Annotated in this window: 20 protein-coding genes; 17 read left to right on the top strand and 3 right to left on the bottom strand. The window is 57.9% G+C overall.

The window, feature by feature from the left end; all coding sequences use genetic code 11:
• Window positions 1-11 precede the first annotated feature (11 nt).
• The 17 genes from flgE (at window position 12) to psrA (ending at window position 17380) form a co-directional block, all read left to right on the top strand.
• Complete coding sequence (flgE, locus tag AC4IC4_RS14705) at window positions 12-1211, top strand: flagellar hook protein FlgE (RefSeq protein WP_491471391.1); 1200 nt, start codon at window positions 12-14, stop codon at window positions 1209-1211.
• Window positions 1212-1220: 9 nt separating this feature from the next.
• Window positions 1221-1958, top strand: a complete 738-nt coding sequence (locus tag AC4IC4_RS14700) for a flagellar basal body rod protein FlgF (protein ID WP_491471390.1) — start codon at window positions 1221-1223, stop codon at window positions 1956-1958.
• A 19-nt stretch (window positions 1959-1977) separates the two neighbouring features.
• Complete coding sequence (gene flgG / locus AC4IC4_RS14695) at window positions 1978-2760, top strand: flagellar basal-body rod protein FlgG (RefSeq protein WP_491471389.1); 783 nt, start codon at window positions 1978-1980, stop codon at window positions 2758-2760.
• A 62-nt stretch (window positions 2761-2822) separates the two neighbouring features.
• Window positions 2823-3509: a flagellar basal body L-ring protein FlgH gene (locus AC4IC4_RS14690; protein WP_491472829.1), complete on the top strand. Its 687-nt coding sequence runs from the start codon at window positions 2823-2825 to the stop codon at window positions 3507-3509.
• Between the two features lies 1 nt (window position 3510).
• Window positions 3511-4638, top strand: coding sequence for a flagellar basal body P-ring protein FlgI (locus tag AC4IC4_RS14685; protein WP_491471388.1), 1128 nt, complete (start codon window positions 3511-3513; stop codon window positions 4636-4638).
• A complete protein-coding gene (flgJ, locus tag AC4IC4_RS14680) occupies window positions 4638-5558 on the top strand; it encodes a flagellar assembly peptidoglycan hydrolase FlgJ (protein ID WP_491471387.1) in 921 nt (306 codons plus the stop codon). The genes AC4IC4_RS14685 and flgJ overlap by 1 nt, the downstream gene beginning before the upstream one ends.
• A gap of 93 nt (window positions 5559-5651) precedes the next feature.
• A complete protein-coding gene (gene flgK, locus AC4IC4_RS14675) occupies window positions 5652-7286 on the top strand; it encodes a flagellar hook-associated protein FlgK (RefSeq protein ID WP_491471386.1) in 1635 nt (544 codons plus the stop codon).
• A 10-nt stretch (window positions 7287-7296) separates the two neighbouring features.
• Window positions 7297-8190 carry a flagellar hook-associated protein FlgL gene (gene flgL / locus AC4IC4_RS14670; protein WP_491471385.1) on the top strand — a complete coding sequence of 298 codons (894 nt, stop codon included), beginning with the start codon at window positions 7297-7299 and terminating at the stop codon, window positions 8188-8190.
• Window positions 8191-8261: 71 nt separating this feature from the next.
• Window positions 8262-9887: a methyl-accepting chemotaxis protein gene (locus AC4IC4_RS14665; protein WP_491471384.1), complete on the top strand. Its 1626-nt coding sequence runs from the start codon at window positions 8262-8264 to the stop codon at window positions 9885-9887.
• Between the two features lie 158 nt (window positions 9888-10045).
• Window positions 10046-10771: an RNA polymerase sigma factor FliA gene (gene fliA, locus AC4IC4_RS14660; protein WP_491471383.1), complete on the top strand. Its 726-nt coding sequence runs from the start codon at window positions 10046-10048 to the stop codon at window positions 10769-10771.
• Window positions 10772-11132: 361 nt separating this feature from the next.
• Window positions 11133-11483: a flagellar transcriptional regulator FlhD gene (flhD, locus tag AC4IC4_RS14655; RefSeq protein WP_025759751.1), complete on the top strand. Its 351-nt coding sequence runs from the start codon at window positions 11133-11135 to the stop codon at window positions 11481-11483.
• A gap of 2 nt (window positions 11484-11485) precedes the next feature.
• Window positions 11486-12061 (top strand): flagellar transcriptional regulator FlhC, encoded by a 576-nt coding sequence (gene flhC, locus AC4IC4_RS14650; RefSeq protein WP_491471382.1) that lies wholly within the window; start codon window positions 11486-11488, stop codon window positions 12059-12061.
• Between the two features lie 83 nt (window positions 12062-12144).
• Window positions 12145-13041 (top strand): flagellar motor stator protein MotA, encoded by an 897-nt coding sequence (gene motA / locus AC4IC4_RS14645; RefSeq protein ID WP_491471381.1) that lies wholly within the window; start codon window positions 12145-12147, stop codon window positions 13039-13041.
• Complete coding sequence (gene motB / locus AC4IC4_RS14640; protein ID WP_491471380.1) at window positions 13038-13943, top strand: flagellar motor protein MotB; 906 nt, start codon at window positions 13038-13040, stop codon at window positions 13941-13943. The genes motA and motB overlap by 4 nt, the downstream gene beginning before the upstream one ends.
• Window positions 13930-15861 carry a chemotaxis protein CheA gene (gene cheA, locus AC4IC4_RS14635; RefSeq protein WP_491471379.1) on the top strand — a complete coding sequence of 644 codons (1932 nt, stop codon included), beginning with the start codon at window positions 13930-13932 and terminating at the stop codon, window positions 15859-15861. Before motB ends, cheA begins: the two co-directional genes overlap by 14 nt.
• Complete coding sequence (locus AC4IC4_RS14630; RefSeq protein ID WP_491471378.1) at window positions 15858-16379, top strand: chemotaxis protein CheW; 522 nt, start codon at window positions 15858-15860, stop codon at window positions 16377-16379. The genes cheA and AC4IC4_RS14630 overlap by 4 nt, the downstream gene beginning before the upstream one ends.
• A gap of 101 nt (window positions 16380-16480) precedes the next feature.
• On the top strand, window positions 16481-17380 hold the full coding sequence (gene psrA / locus AC4IC4_RS14625; protein ID WP_491471377.1) for an L-proline-binding transcription factor PsrA: 900 nt from the start codon (window positions 16481-16483) through the stop codon (window positions 17378-17380).
• On the opposite strand, the gene AC4IC4_RS14620 is transcribed toward psrA, so the two are convergent.
• The 3 genes from AC4IC4_RS14620 to fumA form a co-directional block, all read right to left on the bottom strand.
• A complete protein-coding gene (locus AC4IC4_RS14620) occupies window positions 17355-18146 on the bottom strand; it encodes a substrate-binding domain-containing protein (protein WP_491471376.1) in 792 nt (263 codons plus the stop codon). The genes psrA and AC4IC4_RS14620 overlap by 26 nt on opposite strands.
• A 1-nt stretch (window position 18147) precedes the next feature.
• A complete protein-coding gene (locus tag AC4IC4_RS14615) occupies window positions 18148-19446 on the bottom strand; it encodes an MFS transporter (protein WP_491471375.1) in 1299 nt (432 codons plus the stop codon).
• A gap of 281 nt (window positions 19447-19727) precedes the next feature.
• Window positions 19728-21377: a class I fumarate hydratase FumA gene (fumA, locus tag AC4IC4_RS14610; RefSeq protein WP_048990634.1), complete on the bottom strand. Its 1650-nt coding sequence runs from the start codon at window positions 21375-21377 to the stop codon at window positions 19728-19730.
• Window positions 21378-21495 lie beyond the last annotated feature (118 nt).

Genomic DNA, 21495 nt, shown 5'->3' with positions numbered 1-21495 from the left:
GGAACTAAATAATGGGTTTTTCACAAGGTCTTAGCGGTCTGAGCGCCGCGGCAAAAGCGCTGGACGTGGTGGGTAACAACATCGCCAACTCCCAGACGGTCGGCTTTAAGGCAGGCTCCGTCTCCTTCGCCGATATCTTCGCCGGCTCGACGGGGATGGGGGTGAAGGTGGCCGGTGTCGATCAGAACTTTGGCGACGGCAACATGATGAACGGCAGTTCGGCGCTGGATATGGGCATCGGCGGTCGCGGTTTTTTCCGCATGGTCGATGCGGCAGGCAGCGTGTTTTACGGGCGTAACGGCCAGTTTGAGCAGGACGAAAACGGCTACATCACCAACAAAACCAACGGCCTGTTTTTGACCGGCTACCAGGCCACGGACGGGGTGATTAACCCCGGCGCGCAGGTAGGGCCGATTCGCATTCCGAAAGACGATATGCCGCCAGCGGCATCCACCAGTGGGTCGCTGACGGGCAACCTCAAGTCCGATGCAGAGCTCATTACAAAAACGCCTTTTGACCCGGACGATAAGGATACCTACAACTACGTCAACGAAGTGACGGCCTTCGACAGCCTGGGCAATAAGCACACCATTCAAATGTACTATGTCCATACCAAAGAGGGGGAGTGGGAGGTTCATGCCCACGACGCCACTTCACCGGATAAGACGAACGAATGGAGCACTAAGACACTGACTTTCGGCACCGACGGCTACCTAACCACTCCCGTTTCACTGAACATTAAAGGGGCGGCCTACAACGGCTCTGCCGCGCTGGACCTGAACCTCGATCTGAGCGCCCTGTCGCAAAACTCCGGTGAAAGCCAGATCATGCTCGGTGAAATTGATGGCCAGGCGCCGGGCAAGTTCAACGGTTACGAAGTAAGTAAAAACGGTGAAGTCATCGTTATCTACAGTAACCAAAAGCGCCAGACCGTGGCGCAGGTGGTGCTGGCGGACTTCGCCAACCCAGGCGGACTGGCGCAGCAGGGCAATAACCTGTGGGCGGAAACCGGGCAGACGGGCCAGCCGTTCCTCGGCACCTCCGGCAGCGGCAGCTTCGGCACCATCAACGGCGGCATGCTGGAGACCTCCAACGTTGAGCTGGGTGAAGAGATGGTCAATATGATCGTCTATCAGCGTAACTACCAGTCCAACTCGCAAACCATCAAAACCCAGTCTGAAGTGCTGCAGACGTTGGTTAACCTGCGTTAAGGCTGAACGATGGATCGCGCTATCTATACCGCCATGAGTGCCGCCAGCGCGGCGCTCAACCGCCAGGCGGTCACCTCAAACAATCTGGCGAACAGCTCCACCGCAGGCTTCCGCGCCCATCTGGCGGCGTTTCGCTCGGTCCCCATCGAAGGGGAAACCCTGCGCACCCGTGCGCTGGTAGCGGAGTCGACGCCGTTTCACGACACCACCATGGGGCCAATCACCCATACCGGCCACAGTCTGGACGTGGCGCTGCCGCAGAACGGCTGGCTGGCGGTAGCGCTGGACGACGGCAGCGAAGGCTATACCCGTAACGGCGCCATTGAAGTGGATCAGGACGGGGCGCTCAGCGTCAACGGCCGTCCGCTGATGGGCGACGGCGGGCCGCTGGAGGTGCCGCCGCAGTCCCACGTCACCATCGGCAGCGACGGCACCGTGTCGGCGCTCGGCGTGGGCGATGACCCGACGGCGCTGGTGCCGGTGGGCCGCCTGAAGCTGGTCAATGCCGACATGAACGAGATGGTGCACGGCGACGACGGGCTGTTCCGCACCACGGGCGGCAACCCGCTGGCGCAGGATGAAACCCTGCGTCTGACCCCGGAAGCCATCGAGGGCAGCAACGTCAGCCCGGTGCAGGCCATGACGCAGATGATCGCCAACTCGCGCGGCTTCGACATGAACATGAAGGTGATCCGCACCGCCGACGAAAACGCCCAGAAGGCCAACCAGCTATTAAGCGTGAGCTAAGGCCGCGCAAGGAGTCACTATGATTCGTTCCTTATGGATCGCAAAAACCGGGCTGGAAGCACAGCAGCTCAATATGGACGTCATCTCCAACAACCTGGCGAACGTCAACACCAACGGCTTTAAGCGTCAGCGCGCCGTGTTTCAGGACCTGCTCTACCAGAACATGCGCCAGCCTGGCGCGCAGTCCACCGAGCAGAACACCCTGCCGAGCGGCCTGCAGCTCGGTACCGGCGTGCGTCCGGTCGCCACCCAGCGCGTTCACACGCAGGGGGTGCCGAATCCTACCGGGGATGAGTACGACGTCATGATTGAAGGCGACGGATTTTTCCAGGTGCAGATGCCGGACGGCAGCACGGCGTATACCCGTGACGGTAAGCTTGGCAAAAACGCTGACGGACAACTGGTGACCGCTGAAGGGTATGCCATTCAACCGGGGATCGTTATTCCCGCGGATGCGACCAGCCTGACCATCGGCAGCGACGGCATCGTCAGCGTTAAGGTACCCGGTCAGCCGGAAGAGCAGCAAATCGGTCAGCTGACGGTGAGCACCTTTGTCAATAGCTCTGGTCTGGAGAGCATCGGGGGGAATCTCTACAAAGAGACGCAGTCCTCGGGGGCACCCAATGAACTGAACCCAGGAATGGAAAGCGCGGGCACGCTGAGGCAGAAGTATGTAGAAGGCTCCAACGTGAACGTGGCGGAAGAGCTGGTGACCATGATTCAGGTGCAGCGCGCCTACGAAATCAACAGTAAAGCGGTCTCGGCATCCGACCAGATGCTGCAGCGGCTTTCCCAGCTGTAATCCTCTCTCTGGCCGCGCGTGCGGCCAGACATGCTATCGACACTGACATGAATACACTTTCTATGCACTTCCCGGCGGCTGCGCTGCTGGCAGGCTCGCTGCTGCTCAGCGGCTGCGCGCACATTATGCAAAAGCCTCTCGTCGAGGGGCCGACGACGGCAACACCATTACCGATGGCACCGGCGGCCACCGGCGGTTCCCTGTTCCAGGCCGGGCAGGGGATGAACTACGGCTACCAGCCGATGTTCGAAGACCGCCGTCCGCGTAACGTGGGCGACACGCTGACCATCCTGCTGCAGGAGAACGTGAGCGCGAGTAAAAGCTCCTCCGCCAGTGCTAACCGTAATGGATCGGCCGGTATGGAGCTGCTTGCCGTGCCAACCGCGGCGGGTAGCTGGCTCGGCGACGGCAAAGCGGATTTCAACGCCGAAGGTAAAAATGATTTTGCCGGCAAAGGCGGCGCGGCGGCGCGCAATACCTTTACCGGCACCATCACCGTCACCGTGAACGAGCTGTTGCCCAACGGCAACCTGCGGGTGGTGGGCGAAAAGCAGATCGCCATCAACCAGGGCACTGAGTTCATCCGTTTCTCCGGCGTGGTCAACCCGCGCTTTATCAGCGGCGGCAACACCGTACCCTCTACCCAGGTGGCGGACGCGCGCATCGAGTATGTCGGCAACGGCTACATCAACGAAGCGCAGAACATGGGCTGGCTGCAGCGCCTGTTCCTGAACCTTTCTCCTTTCTGATATGACCATGAAAAAAGAATCTATCCTGTTTTTTCTCAGCATTCTGCTGTACGGCATGATGCTGGCGGTACCCAAAGGGGTACATGCGGAACGTATCCGCGATCTGGCGACGGTGCAGGGGGTGCGGTCCAACGCCCTGATGGGCTACGGGCTTATTGTCGGCCTTGACGGGACCGGCGACCAGACCATGCAGGCGCCGTTCACCGGCCAGAGCCTGCACAACATGCTCTCGCAGCTCGGGATCACCGTCCCGGCGGGCACCAACATGCAGCTGAAAAATATTGCCGCGGTGATGGTCACCGCCGAGCTGCCGCCGTTTGCCCGTCCGGGCGACAAGCTGGACATCGTGGTCTCCTCGGTGGGGAACGCCAAAAGCCTGCGCGGCGGCACGCTGCTGATGACCCCGCTGAAAGGGGCGGATAACCAGATCTACGCCATTGCCCAGGGCAACGTGTTGATCTCCGGCGCGGGCGCGCAGGCGGGCGGCAGCCGCGTGCAGGTGAACCAGCTGAACGGCGGGCGCATCAGCGGTGGGGCGACCGTGGAGCGCGAGGTGCCGAACGACTTCGCCACCCAGAACATCGTGCGTCTGCAGCTCAACGAGAGCGACTTCTCGCTGGCGCAGCAGATCAGCGACGCCATTAACCAGCGCTACAGCGGCGGGGCGGCGATCCCGGAAGATGCCCGCACCGTGCGCCTCTTCGCACCGCCGGACGGGCCGTCCCGCGTGCGCTTCCTCGCCAACATTCAGGACATCCCGCTGCGGGTCAACGTCCAGGACGCGAAGGTGATTGTCAACTCGCGTACCGGCTCGGTGGTGATGAACCGCCACGTGTCGCTGGACGCCTGCGCGGTAGCGCACGGGTCGCTGACGGTGGAGGTGATGCAAAACAACATCATCAGCCAGCCGGATACCCCATTCGCTGGCGGCGAGACGGTGGTGGTGCCGCAGACCGATATCTCCGTGCGCGACAGCGGCGGTTCGCTGCAGCACGTGCGCAGCAGTACCGATCTGAACGCGGTGATCCGCGCCCTCAACGGCCTGGGCGCCACGCCAAACGAGCTGATGTCGGTTCTGCAGGCGATGAAAAACGCCGGCTGTCTGCGGGCGAAGCTGGAGGTGAACTGATGAACGCTTTCGACAAGCTCGATCAACCCGCCTTTGACGTCCGCTCGCTGGACACCCTGAAACGGGAGGCCGGGCGGCAGTCGCCCGGCGCGCTGAAGGCGGCGGCGAAGCAGATGGAAGGGATCTTCGTGCAGATGATGATGAAGAGCATGCGCGATGCCACCTTCAAGGACGATTTGCTTCACAGCCAGTCCGCCGAGATGTACACCGCCATGCACGATCAGCAGGTGGCGCAGAATATTGCCGGGAGTGGTCAGCTCGGCTTTGCCGATCTTATCGTCCGCCAGCTGGGCGGGGAGAGTGATGAACCCGTCGTGAGCACGCCGGGGCGCGATCTCCTGCGACCGGGGCTTTCCACCACGCCCGCCACCGGCCCACTGCGCCTGCCCGCGCCGGTGTCGTTCGCCAAACCGGCGGAAGGGGCGCATCCGTTTATCTCCCGTCTGCTGCGTCCGGCTCAGGCGGCCGCGCAGCAGAGCGGGCTGCATCCGCACCTGATCCTCGCCCAGGCTGCGCTGGAGTCCGGCTGGGGCAAGCGCGAAATCCCGGCGGCAGACGGCAGCCCGAGCCATAACCTGTTCGGGATTAAAGCGACGGGCGACTGGCAGGGAAAAACCACCGAAATCACCACTACCGAATACATCAACGGCGTGAAGCAGAAGGTGAAAGCTGCTTTCCGCGTCTACGACTCCTATGAACATGCGCTGGCGGACTACGCGAAGCTGCTGACCCGCAACCCGCGCTATCGCGGCGTGGTGCAATCCGGCTCGCCGGAGCAGGGGGCGAAAGCGCTGCAGGCGGGCGGCTATGCCACCGATCCGGCCTACGCCAAAAAGCTGATCACCATTATTCAGAAGGTGAAAGGGGATATTCAGCAGGGGGTGAATGCCTATAAGCACGATCTCGACAAAATTTTTTAGAAAATTTTGCCATCACCGATGAAATAAGCAGAGCCATGAACATCTGGCCCGGAAATCAATGTCGGGCCCGCAATCAGGGAATATCCAGAGCGTATGAACAACCTTTACAACTTAGCCAGAAATGGCATCAGCGTGGCGCAGGCCGCGATCCGGGTGACCGGCGATAACCTGACCAACGGCATGTCCGGCACCTACAGCCGCCGCAGCCTGCTTATCGGTGAGCTCGGTGGGAAGTCGACGCCGCAGGGTTTTTATGGCTACGGGGCGCGCATCGGCGGGGTGGAGCGTGCTTACGACGCCTTCGCCAACACGCAGCTGCGGGACTCCCTCTCCACCTATGCGTCCCTCACCGGACGGATGGAACAGCTGGCAGATATCGACAATATGCTGGGCGACGAGGCGGATAACGTGGACGTCTCGCTAAATAAGCTGTTTAAGGATATGGCGACGCTGAGCGGTGCCCCGGATGATGGTCCGGCACGTGCGGCGGTGTTTACCTCTCTTGAGGTGTTGGCCAACCGCTATAACGCCAGCGCCAAGCGTCTGACGGGGCTGGAAAAGAGCACCAATACCCAGATTGAGCGCAGCGCCAACGAGATTAACAGCTTTACCGAACAGCTGGCGCAACTGAATAAGCAACTGGAGCGCCTGCAGGGCAATGGCGCACCGCCTGCCGATCTGCTGGACCAGCGCGACGCGCTGCTGGAGGGGCTGAGCGAGCAGCTTGGCATCACGGTGACCGAAGATCAGACGTCAGGTCGCGTCACGGTCACGCTGTCAGATGGACGCCCGCTGGTCTCCGGCGATACCGCCTACAAACTGCAAACCTCACCGTCGGATGCCGACCCGAATAAAACCATCGTTTCCTATGTGGATGCTAACGGTAAGGCGTCGCCGCTGGATGAAAACAGCATCACCAAGGGGCGTCTGGCCGGGCTGTTTAAATTCCGCAACGAAGACCTCACGATGGCACGCCAGGATCTGGATCAGATCGCCTTTATGATGGCGCACCGGATGAACGGGCAGAACCGGGACGGGTTTACGCCTGATGGCAGCTCGGGCGGGGACCTGTTCTCACTGCCGGATATCAAGGCCATTGCCAATGCGAAGAACACAGGTTCTGGTTCGCTGGATCCGATCGCGGTTGTGAATTTCAGAGAGGTTAAATCTGAGAATTACGACATTAGTTTCGATGGGACAGACTGGGTCGTTAAAGGTGAGGATGGTCGTCCCGTACCTGCGACCATCGCCGGTGGCAAACTTAGCTTCGACGGTATCGAGATAACATTACCGCCAGCGGGGGGTGCCGTTGCAGGAGATAAGTTCACCCTCAACCCTATGGCCGGTGCCGCCGAAGGTATCAGCCGCAAAATCACCAGCGCACAGGAATTCGCCGCTGCTGACGTAACGGGTGGGTCGGGGAATAACAAAAACCTCGAAGAGATGCTGAAGATCCAGAAAGAGGCGCTGATCGGGAATGATACGCTCAGTGCGGCCTATGCCAGCCTGGCGGGCAAAATCGGGGAAAGCGCCCGCGAGGTCAAAACCTACGCGACCAGCGCGGAAACCGATCTGCGCACCAAATACGACGCCAAACAGGCCCTGTCCGGGGTGAATATGGACGAGGAGTATATCAACCTCGATATGTTCCATCAGTATTACCGGGGCAGTGCGCAGCTATTGCAGACCGCCAACGCCATGTTCGATGCCCTGCTGGCCATCCGCTAAGGAAAAGAAAATGCGAGTAAGCACGCTTTATATGTATAAGCAGAGCGCGGAGTCGATGACAAAGCGCATGGGCCAAAGTAACGAGATTTATCTGCGGATGTCGGCGGGAAAAACCCTGTTAAAGGCCTCCGATAACCCGACGGCCGCCACCGACGCGGTGAAGCATCAGGACGCGCTGGCGCAGCTGGAGATGTACAGCGGTGTGCGCTCCCGCGTGCGCAGTGCGCTGGAATATCAGGACAATATTCTCAATGGCGTCGGCAACCTGATGACCACCACCCTGAAGGAAAAAATGGTTGCCGCAGGATCTGACGCCTACTCTGACGAGGATCGCCGGGCGCTGGGCAAAGAGATTGAGGGCATACGCGCCAATCTGCTGGATCTCGCCAACAGCCGCGATTCCGCCGGTCGCTATATCTTCAGCGGTTTTAATACCGATACGCCAGCGTTTGATGAAAACGGCAATTATCAGGGCGGAAATGAAGCGCGTCAGCAGACGGTGGCAGACGGCACCACGATGCAAACCGGCCATCTGGGTGATGAAATCTTCGATGATATTTTTGGCCTTCTCGACGATGCCGTGGCGGAGCTTACCAAAGATCCGATCGACTACGACGCGATGCGTGCCGCCCTCGAAGCCGCCAGCAAAGGTATCGATGACGGTATTGACCTTCTGGGTAAGGCGCAGGCTGAACTGGGCACCAACCTGCAGCAGCTTGATGCCCTGGATTTGACCGGCGACGTGCTGATCAACGACACCATTGTGAAAATACAGGACGCCATCGGCGCCGACACCAGCGTGCTGGTGTCGCTGGTATCGGAATCGCAGATGTCGGAACTGGCCTTTAATGCCTCGATGTTCGTTTACAAGAATATGCAGAAGATGAATCTGTTTAATCTGTAATTCGAACGACCTCTTTATTCATTTCAGACGCTACCGCGTACGGCACACCCGTGCGCGGAGGGTGGAAAACTATGTTAGCGAAACTCAAAATTTACAGCACCGTCACGCTGATTATCGGGCTGTTCGCGGTGATGCTTTTCGGCGTCACGGCGTATTCCGTTTTTAATGCCGTGTCCAGCAACCAGAATTTCAAACGTATTGTCGTGGCCTCTGAGAATAACGATCAGATGCGCGATGCGGCCTACAATATCAGCGCGGTAATGGCGAACACCAACGGCATGATGCTGCAGGCGGCGCTGGGCAACCCGGTCTCGCAGAATGTCGCCAGCCATACGCGCAACGTGGTGAAAACCGCCCGCAGTAATATGGACGACTTTATGGCCTCACCGTTCAATACGGAGGAGGAGCGTCGCCTGGCGGCGGAGGTCAATGCGGCCTTTAACGACGTCTACAAGGTGGCGGAGGTCAAACTCGGCTATCTGCAAAACCCGGCGGGGTACAGCGGCTCTCTGGAGCATGATATGGAGCTGCGCACCAACCTGCGTAATAAGGTTGAGCAGTACACGGATGCCAGCGCGCGCGTGAGCGAAGAGGTGATTCAGGCTTCCGAGCGGGGTTATAAAATTATGCTGGGCGTTGGACTGCTCGTCGTGCTGCTGGCGGTTGCGTTGCTGTTTGTGATCCGCTTCTGGCTGCGTCAGACCCTGGTTCAGCGTATGGCGATCACGGTGGACGTCCTTAAGCGTATCGCCGACGGCGATTTGAGCAAAGAGATTGAGGCCGGCAGCGAGAACGAAATCGGCAATATGCTCAGGGAACTTGAGAAGATGCGCACGTCGCTGGCCGCAACCGTGTTCGGCATCCGTGAAAGCGTGCAGCGTATTCACAACAATGCGCAGGAAATTGCTCACGGCAACAATGACCTCTCGTCCCGTACCGAAGAGCAGGCGGCGGCGCTGCAGGAGACGGCGGCCAGCATGGAGCAGATCAAAACCACCGTGCGTCAGAATGCTGACAACGCCCACGCGGCGCGTGAACTGGCGGAAAGCGCCAGCACGAATGCCCAGAACGGTGGGGAGGTCATGCAGAACCTGGAGCAGATCATGGCCCAGATTACCACCAGCTCGCGTCAGATTGCCGATATCAACGGCGTGATCGACAGCATTGCCAACCAGACTAACATCCTTGCCCTGAACGCGGCGGTGGAAGCAGCGCGTGCCGGTGAGCAGGGGCGCGGGTTTGCGGTGGTGGCCGAAGAGGTGCGTAACCTGGCCAAACGCAGCGCCGATGCGGCGAAAGAGATCAATCAGCTGATCAACACCAGCGTGAACACGATTGATAGTGGTTCCCGACAGGTCGGACAGGCAAGCCACGTCATGCAGGAGATTGTGACCTCCGTCGGACAGGTGACCCAGATTATGGGCGAAATCACCTCCGCATCGGACGAGCAGAGCGCGGGCATCAACCAGATCTCGCAGGCGGTAAACGAGATGGATCTGGTCACGCAGCAGAACGCGGCGATGGTGGAAGAGGCTGCACTGGCGGCGGGTGAACTGGAGGCGCAGTCTGACGCGCTGGAGAAACTGGTGGCGCAATTTCGTCTTAACCAGGAGAGCCGCCCGCTGATCGTCACGCCAGCGCCGGAAAAAATATCGCGCCAGAAAGAACCCGATCTGGCCCAGTGGGAAACCTTTTAATTCTGTCAATTACCGTCATTAATAACGACATATTTCCACGATGCGTGAAAATTCACGCGAAGTAACAGAATGCGCATTTTTATAAAGGCTTATCGCACTATTTGAATGCGCCATTACACCGGATAATTCTCGCAGAGAATAGTGGGTGGAATGCAATCGTGGATGGTATTTATACGGCCGAAGGGCTGGAAGATAAATCGGTAGTCTGGTCAAAGTATCACTATCTGGTGCGGCAGGAAGCGCTGCGTTTACATAAGCGGCTTCCTGCCAGCGTCGAGCTGGATGACTTAATTCAGGCAGGATCGATTGGCTTTTTAAGTGCGGTCGACAGTTTCGATCCGAAAAAAGGGGTCACGCTCACGGCGTGGATTACCCAGCGGGTGAAATGGGCGTTATTAGATGAGCTGCGAGAAAGCGACTGGGTTCCGCGACGGGTTCGCACCCATACGCGGGAAATTGTCGCGATTATTCAGCAAATCGAACAGGAAAAAGGGGGGGAAGCCACCGAGGCTGAAATTGCAGAGCGCATGGGCGTATCGCTGCAGGAATTTCAGCAGATGCTGGCGGATAATAATGCCAGCCAGATGTATTCGGTTGATGAGCTGCAGGAAAATTATGCCGACAGCTGGGAAACGAGCGATGACGAAAACGAATCGCTTAATCCGCTGAATCATGCGGTCCGGGAAAATCTACTGGAGCGACTCACAGAACATATTCAGTTCATACCGGAAAGAGAGCAGGTGCTATTACAGCTGTATTACCTTCAGGATTTGAACATGAAAGAGATTGGTCTGGTGTTGGGGATCACGGAAACACGCGTGAGCCAGCTACACAGCCTGGCGGTGAAAAGGTTAAGAAGTCGTATCGAATCAGCGTGCATATAAATACAGCTTCTTAACATTCACAGTGTTAACAAAGATTTACCCACAGGATTAATCATTAAAATCAAGGTTTAATAACGTTTAACAATGCTTTATTAACTTTTTAAATCAATAGGTTAACAGCAATTTGGGGATTTGGAGAAATTTCTGTCGCTTGTTCGGAAAATGCCTGGTGTTTATGATTTTGCCAGTTTTGTGATGCAGCCTCCTTTGGCATTGAGAAGTACGAGAAGCATTTACTGAGGAAGATTTCCTTACCTGAGTGAATATCAATACCAAAAGACTCTCTGCATCAGTTCGGAAACGTTATCTATCTTAACTGACATGCCTTTTTTAGGCTGAATAACATTGGGAGTTTTCGCCTGTGTCTAATTTCGACGAGTACCTGCAAAATATTCATGATATCAACCTGTCCTATTTGCTGCTGGCCCAGCAGCTGATTCGTCAGGATAAATTCGCGGCGGGTTTTCGCCTGGGGTTATCCGAAGGAACCATTGATAACCTTAAAGAGCTTTCGCTGCCGCAATTAATGAAGCTGGCGACGACCAATCAGCTTATTTGTCGTCTGCGCGTGGATGATGAAGTAGTGATTGAAAATCTGACCAAGGATTCACGCATTGAAGCACTGCAGCAGATCCACACCGGCATTATTTTGTCGACCCATCTTCTGAACGCATTAAGTGAAGAAGATGCGGTTACGGCGGAGGAGGCATAATTATGTGTGGTGAAAAAAGTCTGCTGCAGGAAATTGATGAAGTGAATATCGCCATGGGATTAATTACCCTCGGGGCGAGAATGCAGGTGCTGGAATCAGAAACCTCCCTGAGCCGTCGCCGTCTGCTGCGTTTATATAAAGAATTACGCGGTTGTCCACCGCCGAAAGGGATGCTGCCTTTTTCAGAAGACTGGTTTATGTCGTGGGAACAGAATATTCACTCGTCCATGTTCTACAACATTTACCTCTATTTGAAAAAGACCGAACAGGGGCGTTCTATTGAAATGCTGATGAAGACCTATCGTCTTTATCTGGAACAGTGCAGCACCTGCTCTGATGATAAGCCGGTACTGGGTTTGACCCGTGCCTGGACATTATTACGTTTTATCGACTGCGGCATTATTTCGCGTAAAGCCTGCAGCGTGTGTGGCGGCGGTTTTGTCGTCACCACCGAATTTATCAAAAACCCATTTACCTGCAGCTTGTGCAGTCCGCCGTCGCGTGCGCTTAAAAAATCCCAGGTGAGCAATCCCGGCCTGCTGGGGTCGTTCGCCGGGCCGGAGATCCTGACGGCCTGATATCCCTAACGGTTGTGCGCAAGATGGCATTTACCTGATGCCGGGTTTCCCGGCATCGGTCAAATTATGTAAAAGGAGAAATCGTGTTAGTTATTGTTGGCTATCTTGTTGTCATATCGACCGTTTTTGGTGGTTTTCTGTTGTCTGGCGGTAACCTGATGGCGCTGTTTCAGCCGCTGGAGCTGTTGATCATCGGCGGTGCCGGGGTCGGGGCGTTTATCGTTGGCAATAACATCAAATCCCTGAAAGCGACGGGCAAAGCGCTGGTCAAAATCTTTATGGGCAAGCGCTACAACAAAGCGGTGTACATGGATCTGATGGCACTGATGTTCCTGCTGCTCTCCCAGAGCCGGGTGCACGGGCTGATGTCGCTGGAAAAGGACATCGAAGACCCGCAAAGCAGCGATATCTTTAGCGCCTATCCCCGCCTGATGAGCGACCCGATGCTCGCCAACTTTATCCTCGACTACTTCCGCCTGATGATTGGCGGCAGCATGAATTCCCACGAAATCGAAGCCCTGATGGATGAAGAGATCGAAACCTGCGAAGAAGAGCTGGAAGTACCGGCCCACAGCCTGAACACGGTGGGGGACGCCTTTCCGGCGTTCGGCATTGTGGCCGCGGTGATGGGCGTGGTGAACGCTCTGGGCTCGGCGGATCGCCCGGCGGCGGAGCTGGGCGTCCTGATCGGCCACGCGCTGGTAGGGACCTTCCTCGGCATCCTCATCGCCTATGGCTTCGTGCTGCCGCTGGCGACTCTGCTGCGTCAGAAAAGCTCCGACCAGGTCAAAATTTTGCAGTGCATCAAAGTGACCCTGCTCTCCAGCCTGAACGGCTATGCCCCGCAGATTGCCGTGGAATTTGGCCGTAAGACCATTTTCACCAGCGAACGTCCGTCGTTTGAAGAGCTGGAGGAGCATGTGCGTGAGGTGAAATCCAACGCCACCCTGAAAATGAAATCATCGGACAGCGCAGCATGAGAAACGTCACGCCAGTCATCATTTCACGGAAGCGCAAAAAGAAAAAACACGCGCACCACGGCGGAACCTGGAAGATTGCTTATGCCGATTTTATGACCGCGATGATGGCGTTCTTTCTGGTGATGTGGCTGCTGTCGCAGTCCACGGACATGGAAAGGGAGCTGATTGCCGACTATTTCCGCATGCCGCTGAAGCCGTCGATGGCAAACGGCGATAAAACCAGCCTCAGCGACAGCCTCATTCCCGGCGGCGGGGATGACATTCTCAAGCGGCAGGGCGAAGTGTTCAAAGGACAGCTGAGCAATATCGATAAGCACAAGCGTTTTGAAAGCCTGAAGCAGGCAAAAGAGAAGCTGCAGAAGATGATTGAAACCGATCCGCGGCTGAACAACTTTAAGTCCAACATCCTGCTGAACCTGACCAACGACGGTCTGCTGATCCAGATCACCGACTCGCAGGACCGCCCCATGTTCCGCGTGGGAAGCGAGCTTCCGGAATCCTATATGAACGGCATTCTGCAGGCGCTGGTGCCGCTGCTGCAGGAGCTGCCTAACGCGCTGAGCCTGACGGGGCATACCGACTCGCTGCCCTATGCCGGTGGCGACGGCGGCTACAGTAACTGGGAGCTTTCCGCCGGACGCGCGAACGCCGCCCGTCGGGTGCTGGTCAGGGCCGGGCTCAACGATGAGCGCTTCCTGCGCGTGATCGGCACAGCCAGCAGGATGCCGCTGGATAACACGCCGCCTGAGAGCGCGGTGAACCGCCGCATCAGCATTCTGGTCCTCAGCCGATCGAAAGAGCAGGAGATCCGTCTGGAAGATACCCAGGCCCAGCGTGCAGAGAGCGTGCTGAGCGACATTAATCTGCAAAACGTGCAGGGCTATACCGATGGACATGAATGACTTTTCGCAGATCTTTTTTACCGAAGCGCAAGAGCTGCTGGCCGACATGGAACAGCATCTGCTGCAGCTTGACGTGGCGGCGCCGGACCAGGAGCAGCTGAATGCCATTTTCCGGGCGGCACACTCTCTGAAAGGGGGCGCGGCCACCTTTGGCTTTACCGCATTGCAGGAGACGACCCACCTGCTGGAAAACCTTCTCGATCAGGCGCGGGCAGGGGAGAGGATGCTCAGCCGGTCGATCATCAACCTTTTTCTGGAATGTAAGGACATTATGCAAGCGCAGCTGGAAGCCTATCAGTCTTCGCAGGAGCCTGATGACGCTCAATTTCGCTATATCTGCGAAGCCCTGAGGGAGATTGCCCTTGAAGGCCAGCAGCCCACGACGCCGGCACCCGCGCCAGCGCCAGCCAGCCCGGAACCGGGAACGGAAGCGACGCTGATCGTGACCCTGCGTGACGTCGAGGCGCGCGAGCAGGCGATGCTGCGCGACGAGCTGAACCATATGGGCGTAATGACTGAGGTGGAGGCGACGTCAGACGGCATGACGGTGACGTTGCAGACCACTGCGTCAGCGGACGATATCACCGCTGTGCTCTGCTTTGTGCTCGACAGCAAGCAGATTGAGGTTCGCCCCGCCGAACCCGCAACGGCACCTGTGCCCGTGCCGCCACCGGCTGCGCCAGACGCTGTTGTCCGAAAAGCACCGTCGGTTCCCCGGGCTGCCGGTCAGGAGTCCGGCAGCATCCGCGTGGCAGTGAGTAAAGTGGATCAGATCATCAACCAGGTTGGCGAGCTGATCATCACTCAGGCCATGCTCTCGCAGCTGTCGCGTACCCTTGAGCCTGCCAGCTACGATCTCTTGTCCGGCTGCGTTGCGCAGATGGAGCGTAACACCCGCGAGCTGCAGGAGTCGGTGATGTCCATCCGTATGATGCCGATGGACTACGTCTTTAGCCGCTTCCCGCGACTGGTACACGACCTCGGCTCACGCCTGAATAAGGAGGTCGAGCTGACCCTGAAAGGCGGCTCCGCCGAGCTGGATAAGAGCCTGATCGAGCGCATTATCGACCCGCTGACTCACCTGGTGCGCAACAGCCTTGACCACGGCATTGAAGAGAAAGAGGTGCGCGTCGCAAAAGGTAAACCGGTCACCGGGAGCCTGACGCTCTCGGCTGAACATCACGGCGGCAATATCGTGATTGAAGTGAGCGACGACGGGGCAGGGCTGAACCGGGAAAAAATCCTCGCCAAAGCCCGTTCGCAGGGGATGACCATCAGCGATACCATGAGCGACGACGACGTGTGGATGCTGATCTTCGCCGCCGGTTTCTCCACCGCCGAGAGCGTGACGGACGTCTCCGGGCGCGGCGTCGGCATGGACGTGGTGCGACGCAACATTCTGGCGATGGGCGGCCACGTGGACGTGCTCTCCACACCGGGAGCCGGCACCACCATCCGCATTATCCTGCCGCTGACCCTGGCCATCCTTGACGGCATGCTGGTGAAGGTGGGGGAGGAGATTTACGTCCTGCCGCTTGGCGCGGTGATGGAGTCGCTGCGACCCACCGATGAGATGCTGTGCCGCTTTGTCGGTGAAGAGCGTCTGCTGCAGGTGCGGGGCGAATATCTGCCGCTGGTGCTGCTGCGCCAGCGTCTCTCGGTGGCGGGCGAGGCCCCTGCCGACGATGGCATCGTGGTTATCGTGCAAAGCGCGGGCTGCCGCTATGCGCTGTGGGTCGATCAGCTTATCGGTCAGCAGCAGGTGGTGGTCAAGAACCTTGAACATAACTACCGCAAAGTTCCTGGCGTCTCTGCTGCCACCATCCTTGGCGATGGCAGCGTGGCGCTGATCCTTGATGTGGTTGAGCTCTCAACGCTCAACGCTCCACAACCCCAGAGGGAGGGGGTAAACGCATGACAGTAGCAACCGCGAGTAAACCCGCCGCACCCGACGCCATCGCGCAGGAGTACCTGGTATTCCGCCTGGGCGATGAAGAGTACGGCATTGATATCCTTAAAGTGCAGGAGATCCGCGGCTGCGATCGCCTGACGCGTATTCCGAACGCGCCGAACTTTATTACCGGCGTCACCAATCTGCGCGGCGTGATTGTGCCGATTGTCGATCTGCGCGTGCGCTTTGAGCTGCCCGATCCGTCGCAGGACGACAGTACGGTGGTCATTGTCCTTAATCTGAACGACCGCGTGGTGGGCATCGTGGTTGACGGCGTGGTGGATGTGCTGTCAATGGACGTGGATAAAATCAAACCGACCCCGGACGTCGCCTCGGTGCTCTCCGGACGCTACCTGCTTGGGCTGGGGGTGCTCGACAGTCGAATGATTATTTTGGTGAATATTGAAATGCTGCTGAGCCGCGAGGAGCTGACGCTGGTCGATGCGGTGACGGCGTCGCATAACGACACCCACTGCGCCGTGTAGCGTTTTCCAGACAGACATCAGCGGCAGAGGTTGCCGCTGATTCATAAGTCGCTATTATGAATGTCCGAGTTTCCTGAAAGCGCTAAGGATTGCCAGAAAATATGCCCGTCAATTTCGACCTCAACGATCTTTACGCGTTCAGAGCGCTGGTGGAGTACGGTAATTTCCGCATCGCCGCGGAGTCTATCTGCCTCTCCCAGTCCGCCCTGAGCCGTCGCATTGAGAAGCTCGAGGCGGCTGTCGGCGCGAAACTGTTCGACAGAACCACCCGTCGCGTGACGCTGACCCTCTTCGGACAATCCTTTGCCGATCGCTGCGGGCAACTTCTGGAAAGCGTGGAGTCGATGCTGGCGGATATCGATAAGGTGAGTGAGGAACGCACCGGGCTTATCACCGTCGCCACCGTGCCCTCCGCAGCCTGCCATTTTATGCCGGAGGTGATCCGCCAGTTTCACAGCCGCTACCCACGCGTGCGAATTAAGCTCATCGACAGCAGCGCGGGCAATGTCATTGAAGCGGTCGCCAGCGGCCAGGCGGATTTCGGCATCTGCTTTGCGAGAAGCCTTCAGACCGATATCACTTTTATTCCGCTGGTGGAGGATGTGTATGTCGCCGCATGCCGACGCGATCACCCGCTGGCGGACCGCAAGAGCCTGACCTGGCAGGCGTTCTATCAGCAGGATTACATTAGCCTCGATATTACGTCCGGAAACCGCAATCTGCTCGATCAGATGCTCGGACATATTAAGCCGGAGCGTCCGGGGATCTGCGAGACGCGCCACGTCACGACCATGCTGGGAATGGTCGAGGCGGGGATAGGCATTGCTGCCGTCCCCGCCATGTCAATGCCGCACTCTGAACATTCGATTCTGACCCACATCCCGCTGATCGAGCCCGAAGTCAAACGCACTGTCGGGCTGATCCGGCGCAGCGGACGCATTCAGTCATGGATTGCCGCCGAGCTGGAGACACTCATTACTGCGCGCTACCGGGCGGCGTAGCGACGGGCATCATTCCGGTAGCGGTGATGGTCTCCTGCGCTTTTGCTGAAGAGAGATAATCCAGCAGAGCTTTACCCCCCGACGGGTACTCCGCGTGGGCGGTGACCGCACCGGCAAAACGGGTTATGTACTGTAGATCATCCGGAAGTTTGCCGACAAAGGTGACGCCGGGCACGGGTAACAGCTCGCTGACCTGCTGGAAGCCCACGGCGTATTTTCCTTTCGCCACTTCAGAGGCAACCGGGATCCGCTCGACCTTCGTCGCTTTACCCGTCACCTCCTCTTCAATCCCCAGTTTTTTGAACAACGCCTGGCTGACATACCTGCCGCTGGCGCTGTCGGAGTAGGCGATAGAGCTGGCCTTAAGCAGGGTCTGACGCAGGGCATTCCCGTTGGCGATATTCGGCACTGGCGATCCGGCTTTGACCACCACGCCGATGGGTGAGTCCGCCAGCTCAACGCGGGAACCGTCCTGGATCATCCGGTCCTTTGCCAGATTTTCCAGCGCATCCCCGACCATGATCACTACGTCCGCTTTTTCGCCGCGCGCCAGCCGATTGGGGATCGCCTGGGGCGTTTGTCCCATGGACGGCCCCGGGATCAGCACGATGTGGTCGCCGCTCTGGGCTTCATACTGCGGCGCCATTTTTTCCAGGGCGGCTTTGAATCCACCTGAAATCATGACCTTCACCTCCTGGGCCAGCACGCCTGCGCTGGTGGCCATCAATGCCAGCCCGGTCAGTCCTGAACGTAAAAATTTGTGCATATTATCCTCTCTGAACCTGCAGGCGCATTGTGCTGCGACGATAGAGATAAAGCGTCGCCAGCAGGGCACACACCGCGGCGAAGCTCATCCAGTAGCCCGGCGAGGCTTTGTCACCGGTGTATTCAATCAGCGCGGTGGACATCACCGGGGTAAAGCCGCCAAAGACCGCTGTTGCCAGGCTGTAAGCCAGCGAGAAGCCCGCCACGCGCACTTCAGCCGGCATAATCTCCGTCAGGGCCGGGATCATCGCGCCGTTATAGAGGCCGTAGAGGAAGGAGAGCCACAGCAGGACGCTTAGCATCATCGAGAAGCTGGGCGCGTTCGCCAGCAGCGTCAGGGCCGGGTAGCTGGTCGCCAGCGCCAGCAGAGTCATGGCAATCAGCACCGGCTTGCGGCCGAAACGATCCGACAGCGCGCCGCCCACCGGCAGCCAGATGAAGTTAGAGATCGCCACCAGCAGCGTGACCAGCAGGCTGTCCGAGGCGCTCAGCATCAATACCTTTTTGCCAAAGGTGGGGGCGTAGACGGTGATAAGGTAGAACGCGGTAGTGGTCATCGCTACCATCAGCATGCCCGCGACGACCACCTGCCAGTTGCCAAGCAGCGTTTTAAAGACCTGACGCATCTCCAGATGATGGCGGCGCGCGCTGAACTCTTCCGTCTCCTCCAGCTTGCGGCGCAGGAAAAAGATAAACGGCACAATTAAACAGCCGAACAGGAACGGGATGCGCCAGCCCCATTCGCGAATAGCGCTCTCCTCCATCAGGGCATTCAGGGCAAAGCCCATCGCTGCGGCGACCATAATGGCGACCTGCTGGCTACCGGACTGCCAGCTGGTGTAAAAGCCCTTGCGGCCCGGCGTGGCGATTTCAGCCAGATAAACTGAGACGCCTCCAAGCTCGGCACCGGCGGAAAAACCCTGCAGCAGACGCCCCGTCAGCACCAGCAGCGGCGCCCACAGGCCGATGCTTTGATAAGAGGGGATAAGCACAATCAGGAACGTCCCCGCCGCCATGATGGACAGCGTGACAATCAGCCCCTTTCTGCGCCCCACCTTGTCGATATACGCGCCAAGCACGATTGCACCGATCGGACGCATTAAAAATCCTGCGCCGAAGACGGCGAAGGTCATCATCAGCGACGCAAATTCACTGCTCGCCGGGAAGAACGTGTGGGCGATGTAGGTGGCATAGAAGCCGAACAGAAAGAAATCGAACTGCTCAAGAAAGTTGCCGGACGTCACGCGAAGTATCGCGCCCGCCTTCGAACGTACGGTTGCAGGTGAGGTTGAGGAAAACATGGTTATCTCCAGTTTATTGTTGACGTTTTACGCGTCTGTTTCTGAAAACTGGATCAGGATGAGGAAATAGATAAGCGCAAATGCCGCATCGGCTGATGCATTTTTTGCATGAATATTATTCGCCGGAAAAATACAATTAATGGCAACAATAACTTAACAACTAATTGATTTTTAATTCACCTAATGTAGCTAAGTGGCTGATATCTCGGTTTTGTGACATAACGCAGACGTAGAGTAACCAGTTACCGCCGGGCAGCGTTGCGCCGCCCGGCATCTCTTACTCAGCGCTGTGAACAGCCTTTACACTGCTGGTTCTGGATCTGCTGGAAGAAATCGTTGCCTTTGTCATCCACCAGGATAAACGCCGGGAAGTTCTCCACTTCGATCTTCCAGATGGCTTCCATGCCCAGCTCCGGATACGCGACGCATTCCAGGCTCTTAATGCTGTTTTGCGCCAGCACCGCAGCCGGGCCGCCAATGCTGCCCAGGTAGAAGCCGCCGTGCTTATGGCAGGCGTCGGTTACCTGCTGGCTGCGGTTGCCTTTCGCCAGCATGATCATGCTCGCGCCGTGGGACTGCAGTAAGTCCACATACGAGTCCATACGTCCCGCCGTGGTCGGGCCGAGTGAGCCAGACGCGTAGCCTTCCGGCGTTTTGGCCGGGCCTGCGTAGTAGATCGGATGATCTTTGACGTACTGCGGCAGTTCCTCACCGTTATCCAGCAGCTCTTTCAGCTTCGCGTGGGCGATGTCGCGCGCCACGATGATGGTACCGTTCAGCGACAGGCGGGTAGAGACCGGGTGAGCGGAGAGCTGCGCCAGGATCTCATTCATCGGTTTGTCCAGATTGATGCTCACCACGTCGCCTTCACCCTGCTGGCGGAGTGATTCAGGAATGTACTGGCCCGGGTTGTGCTCCAGTTTTTCAATCCAGATCCCATCGCGGTTGATTTTCGCTTTGATGTTGCGATCTGCGGAACAGGAGACGCCCATGCCGATAGGACAGGAGGCGCCGTGGCGCGGCAGGCGGATCACGCGGATATCGTGGGCGAAGTATTTACCACCAAACTGCGCGCCGAGGCCGAGGTTCTGGGCTTCCTGGAGCAGCTCTTGTTCGAGCTGAACGTCGCGGAATGCCTGGCCGTGTTCGTTACCTTCGGTTGGCAGCGCGTCGTAGTAGCGCGTGGAGGCCAGCTTCACGGTTTTCAGCGTGCTTTCCGCTGACGTACCGCCAATCACAAACGCGATATGGTAAGGCGGGCAGGCCGCAGTTCCCAGAGTGCGCATCTTCTCAACCAGATAGTTTTTCAGCTTTGCCGGGGTGATCAGCGCTTTGGTTTCCTGGTACAGATAGGTTTTGTTGGCAGAACCGCCGCCTTTTGCCATGCACAGGAATTTGTATTCGTCCCCGTCCACGCTGTAGAGATCAATCTGCGCCGGCAGGTTGGTGCCGGTATTCACCTCTTTATACATGTCCAGCGCCGCATTCTGCGAGTAGCGCAGGTTATCTTCAATGTAGGTGTTATACACGCCCTGGCTCAGGGCCGCTTCGTCACCGCCGCCGGTCCAGACGCGCTGGCCTTTTTTACCCATGATGATAGCGGTGCCGGTATCCTGGCAGGTCGGCAGCACGCCCTTGGCCGCGATTTCGGAGTTGCGCAGGAACTGCAGGGCAACGTACTTGTCGTTCTGGCTGGCTTCCGGGTCGTTGAGGATGGCGGCAACCTGCTTCTGGTGGGAAGGACGCAGCATAAATGCGGCGTCGTGGAAGGCCTGCTGCGCCAGCAGAGTCAGCGCTTCCGGCTCCACTTTCAGGATCTCCTGGCCTTCGAACTCGGCAACGGAGACGTGCTCTTTGGTCAGCAGGTAGTATTCGGTGTCGTCATGCGAAAGAGGGAAGGGGTTCTGGTAGATAAAGGGTTTGTTTGACATAGCGTATTGCTCCACATCCCCGTCATACTTCAAGCTGCATGTGCGTTGGCTGCGTTCGTTCACCCCAGTCACTTACTTATGTAAGCTCCTGGGGATTCACTCTCTTGCCGCCTTCCTG

The organism is Enterobacter sp. Taxon_2, from assembly GCF_058355295.1.
Note: the sequence above shows the minus strand (reverse complement) of the source record. Positions and strands in the feature narration are given on the sequence as shown.

What these genes read in the sequence shown, in the direction of transcription:
- AC4IC4_RS14615 (WP_491471375.1), bottom strand. Translation starts at nt 19,446, where the DNA reads ATGTTTTCCTCAACCTCACCTGCAACCGTACGTTCGAAGGCGGGCGCG.
- AC4IC4_RS14620 (WP_491471376.1), bottom strand. Translation starts at nt 18,146, where the DNA reads ATGCACAAATTTTTACGTTCAGGACTGACCGGGCTGGCATTGATGGCC.
- AC4IC4_RS14700 (WP_491471390.1), top strand. Translation starts at nt 1,221, where the DNA reads ATGGATCGCGCTATCTATACCGCCATGAGTGCCGCCAGCGCGGCGCTC.
- flgE (WP_491471391.1), top strand. Translation starts at nt 12, where the DNA reads ATGGGTTTTTCACAAGGTCTTAGCGGTCTGAGCGCCGCGGCAAAAGCG.
- AC4IC4_RS14685 (WP_491471388.1), top strand. Translation starts at nt 3,511, where the DNA reads ATGACCATGAAAAAAGAATCTATCCTGTTTTTTCTCAGCATTCTGCTG.
- flgK (WP_491471386.1), top strand. Translation starts at nt 5,652, where the DNA reads ATGAACAACCTTTACAACTTAGCCAGAAATGGCATCAGCGTGGCGCAG.
- cheA (WP_491471379.1), top strand. Translation starts at nt 13,930, where the DNA reads ATGGACATGAATGACTTTTCGCAGATCTTTTTTACCGAAGCGCAAGAG.
- AC4IC4_RS14665 (WP_491471384.1), top strand. Translation starts at nt 8,262, where the DNA reads ATGTTAGCGAAACTCAAAATTTACAGCACCGTCACGCTGATTATCGGG.
- flgL (WP_491471385.1), top strand. Translation starts at nt 7,297, where the DNA reads ATGCGAGTAAGCACGCTTTATATGTATAAGCAGAGCGCGGAGTCGATG.
- AC4IC4_RS14690 (WP_491472829.1), top strand. Translation starts at nt 2,823, where the DNA reads ATGCACTTCCCGGCGGCTGCGCTGCTGGCAGGCTCGCTGCTGCTCAGC.
- fumA (WP_048990634.1), bottom strand. Translation starts at nt 21,377, where the DNA reads ATGTCAAACAAACCCTTTATCTACCAGAACCCCTTCCCTCTTTCGCAT.
- flhC (WP_491471382.1), top strand. Translation starts at nt 11,486, where the DNA reads ATGTGTGGTGAAAAAAGTCTGCTGCAGGAAATTGATGAAGTGAATATC.
- flgG (WP_491471389.1), top strand. Translation starts at nt 1,978, where the DNA reads ATGATTCGTTCCTTATGGATCGCAAAAACCGGGCTGGAAGCACAGCAG.
- psrA (WP_491471377.1), top strand. Translation starts at nt 16,481, where the DNA reads ATGCCCGTCAATTTCGACCTCAACGATCTTTACGCGTTCAGAGCGCTG.
- AC4IC4_RS14630 (WP_491471378.1), top strand. Translation starts at nt 15,858, where the DNA reads ATGACAGTAGCAACCGCGAGTAAACCCGCCGCACCCGACGCCATCGCG.
- flgJ (WP_491471387.1), top strand. Translation starts at nt 4,638, where the DNA reads ATGAACGCTTTCGACAAGCTCGATCAACCCGCCTTTGACGTCCGCTCG.
- motB (WP_491471380.1), top strand. Translation starts at nt 13,038, where the DNA reads ATGAGAAACGTCACGCCAGTCATCATTTCACGGAAGCGCAAAAAGAAA.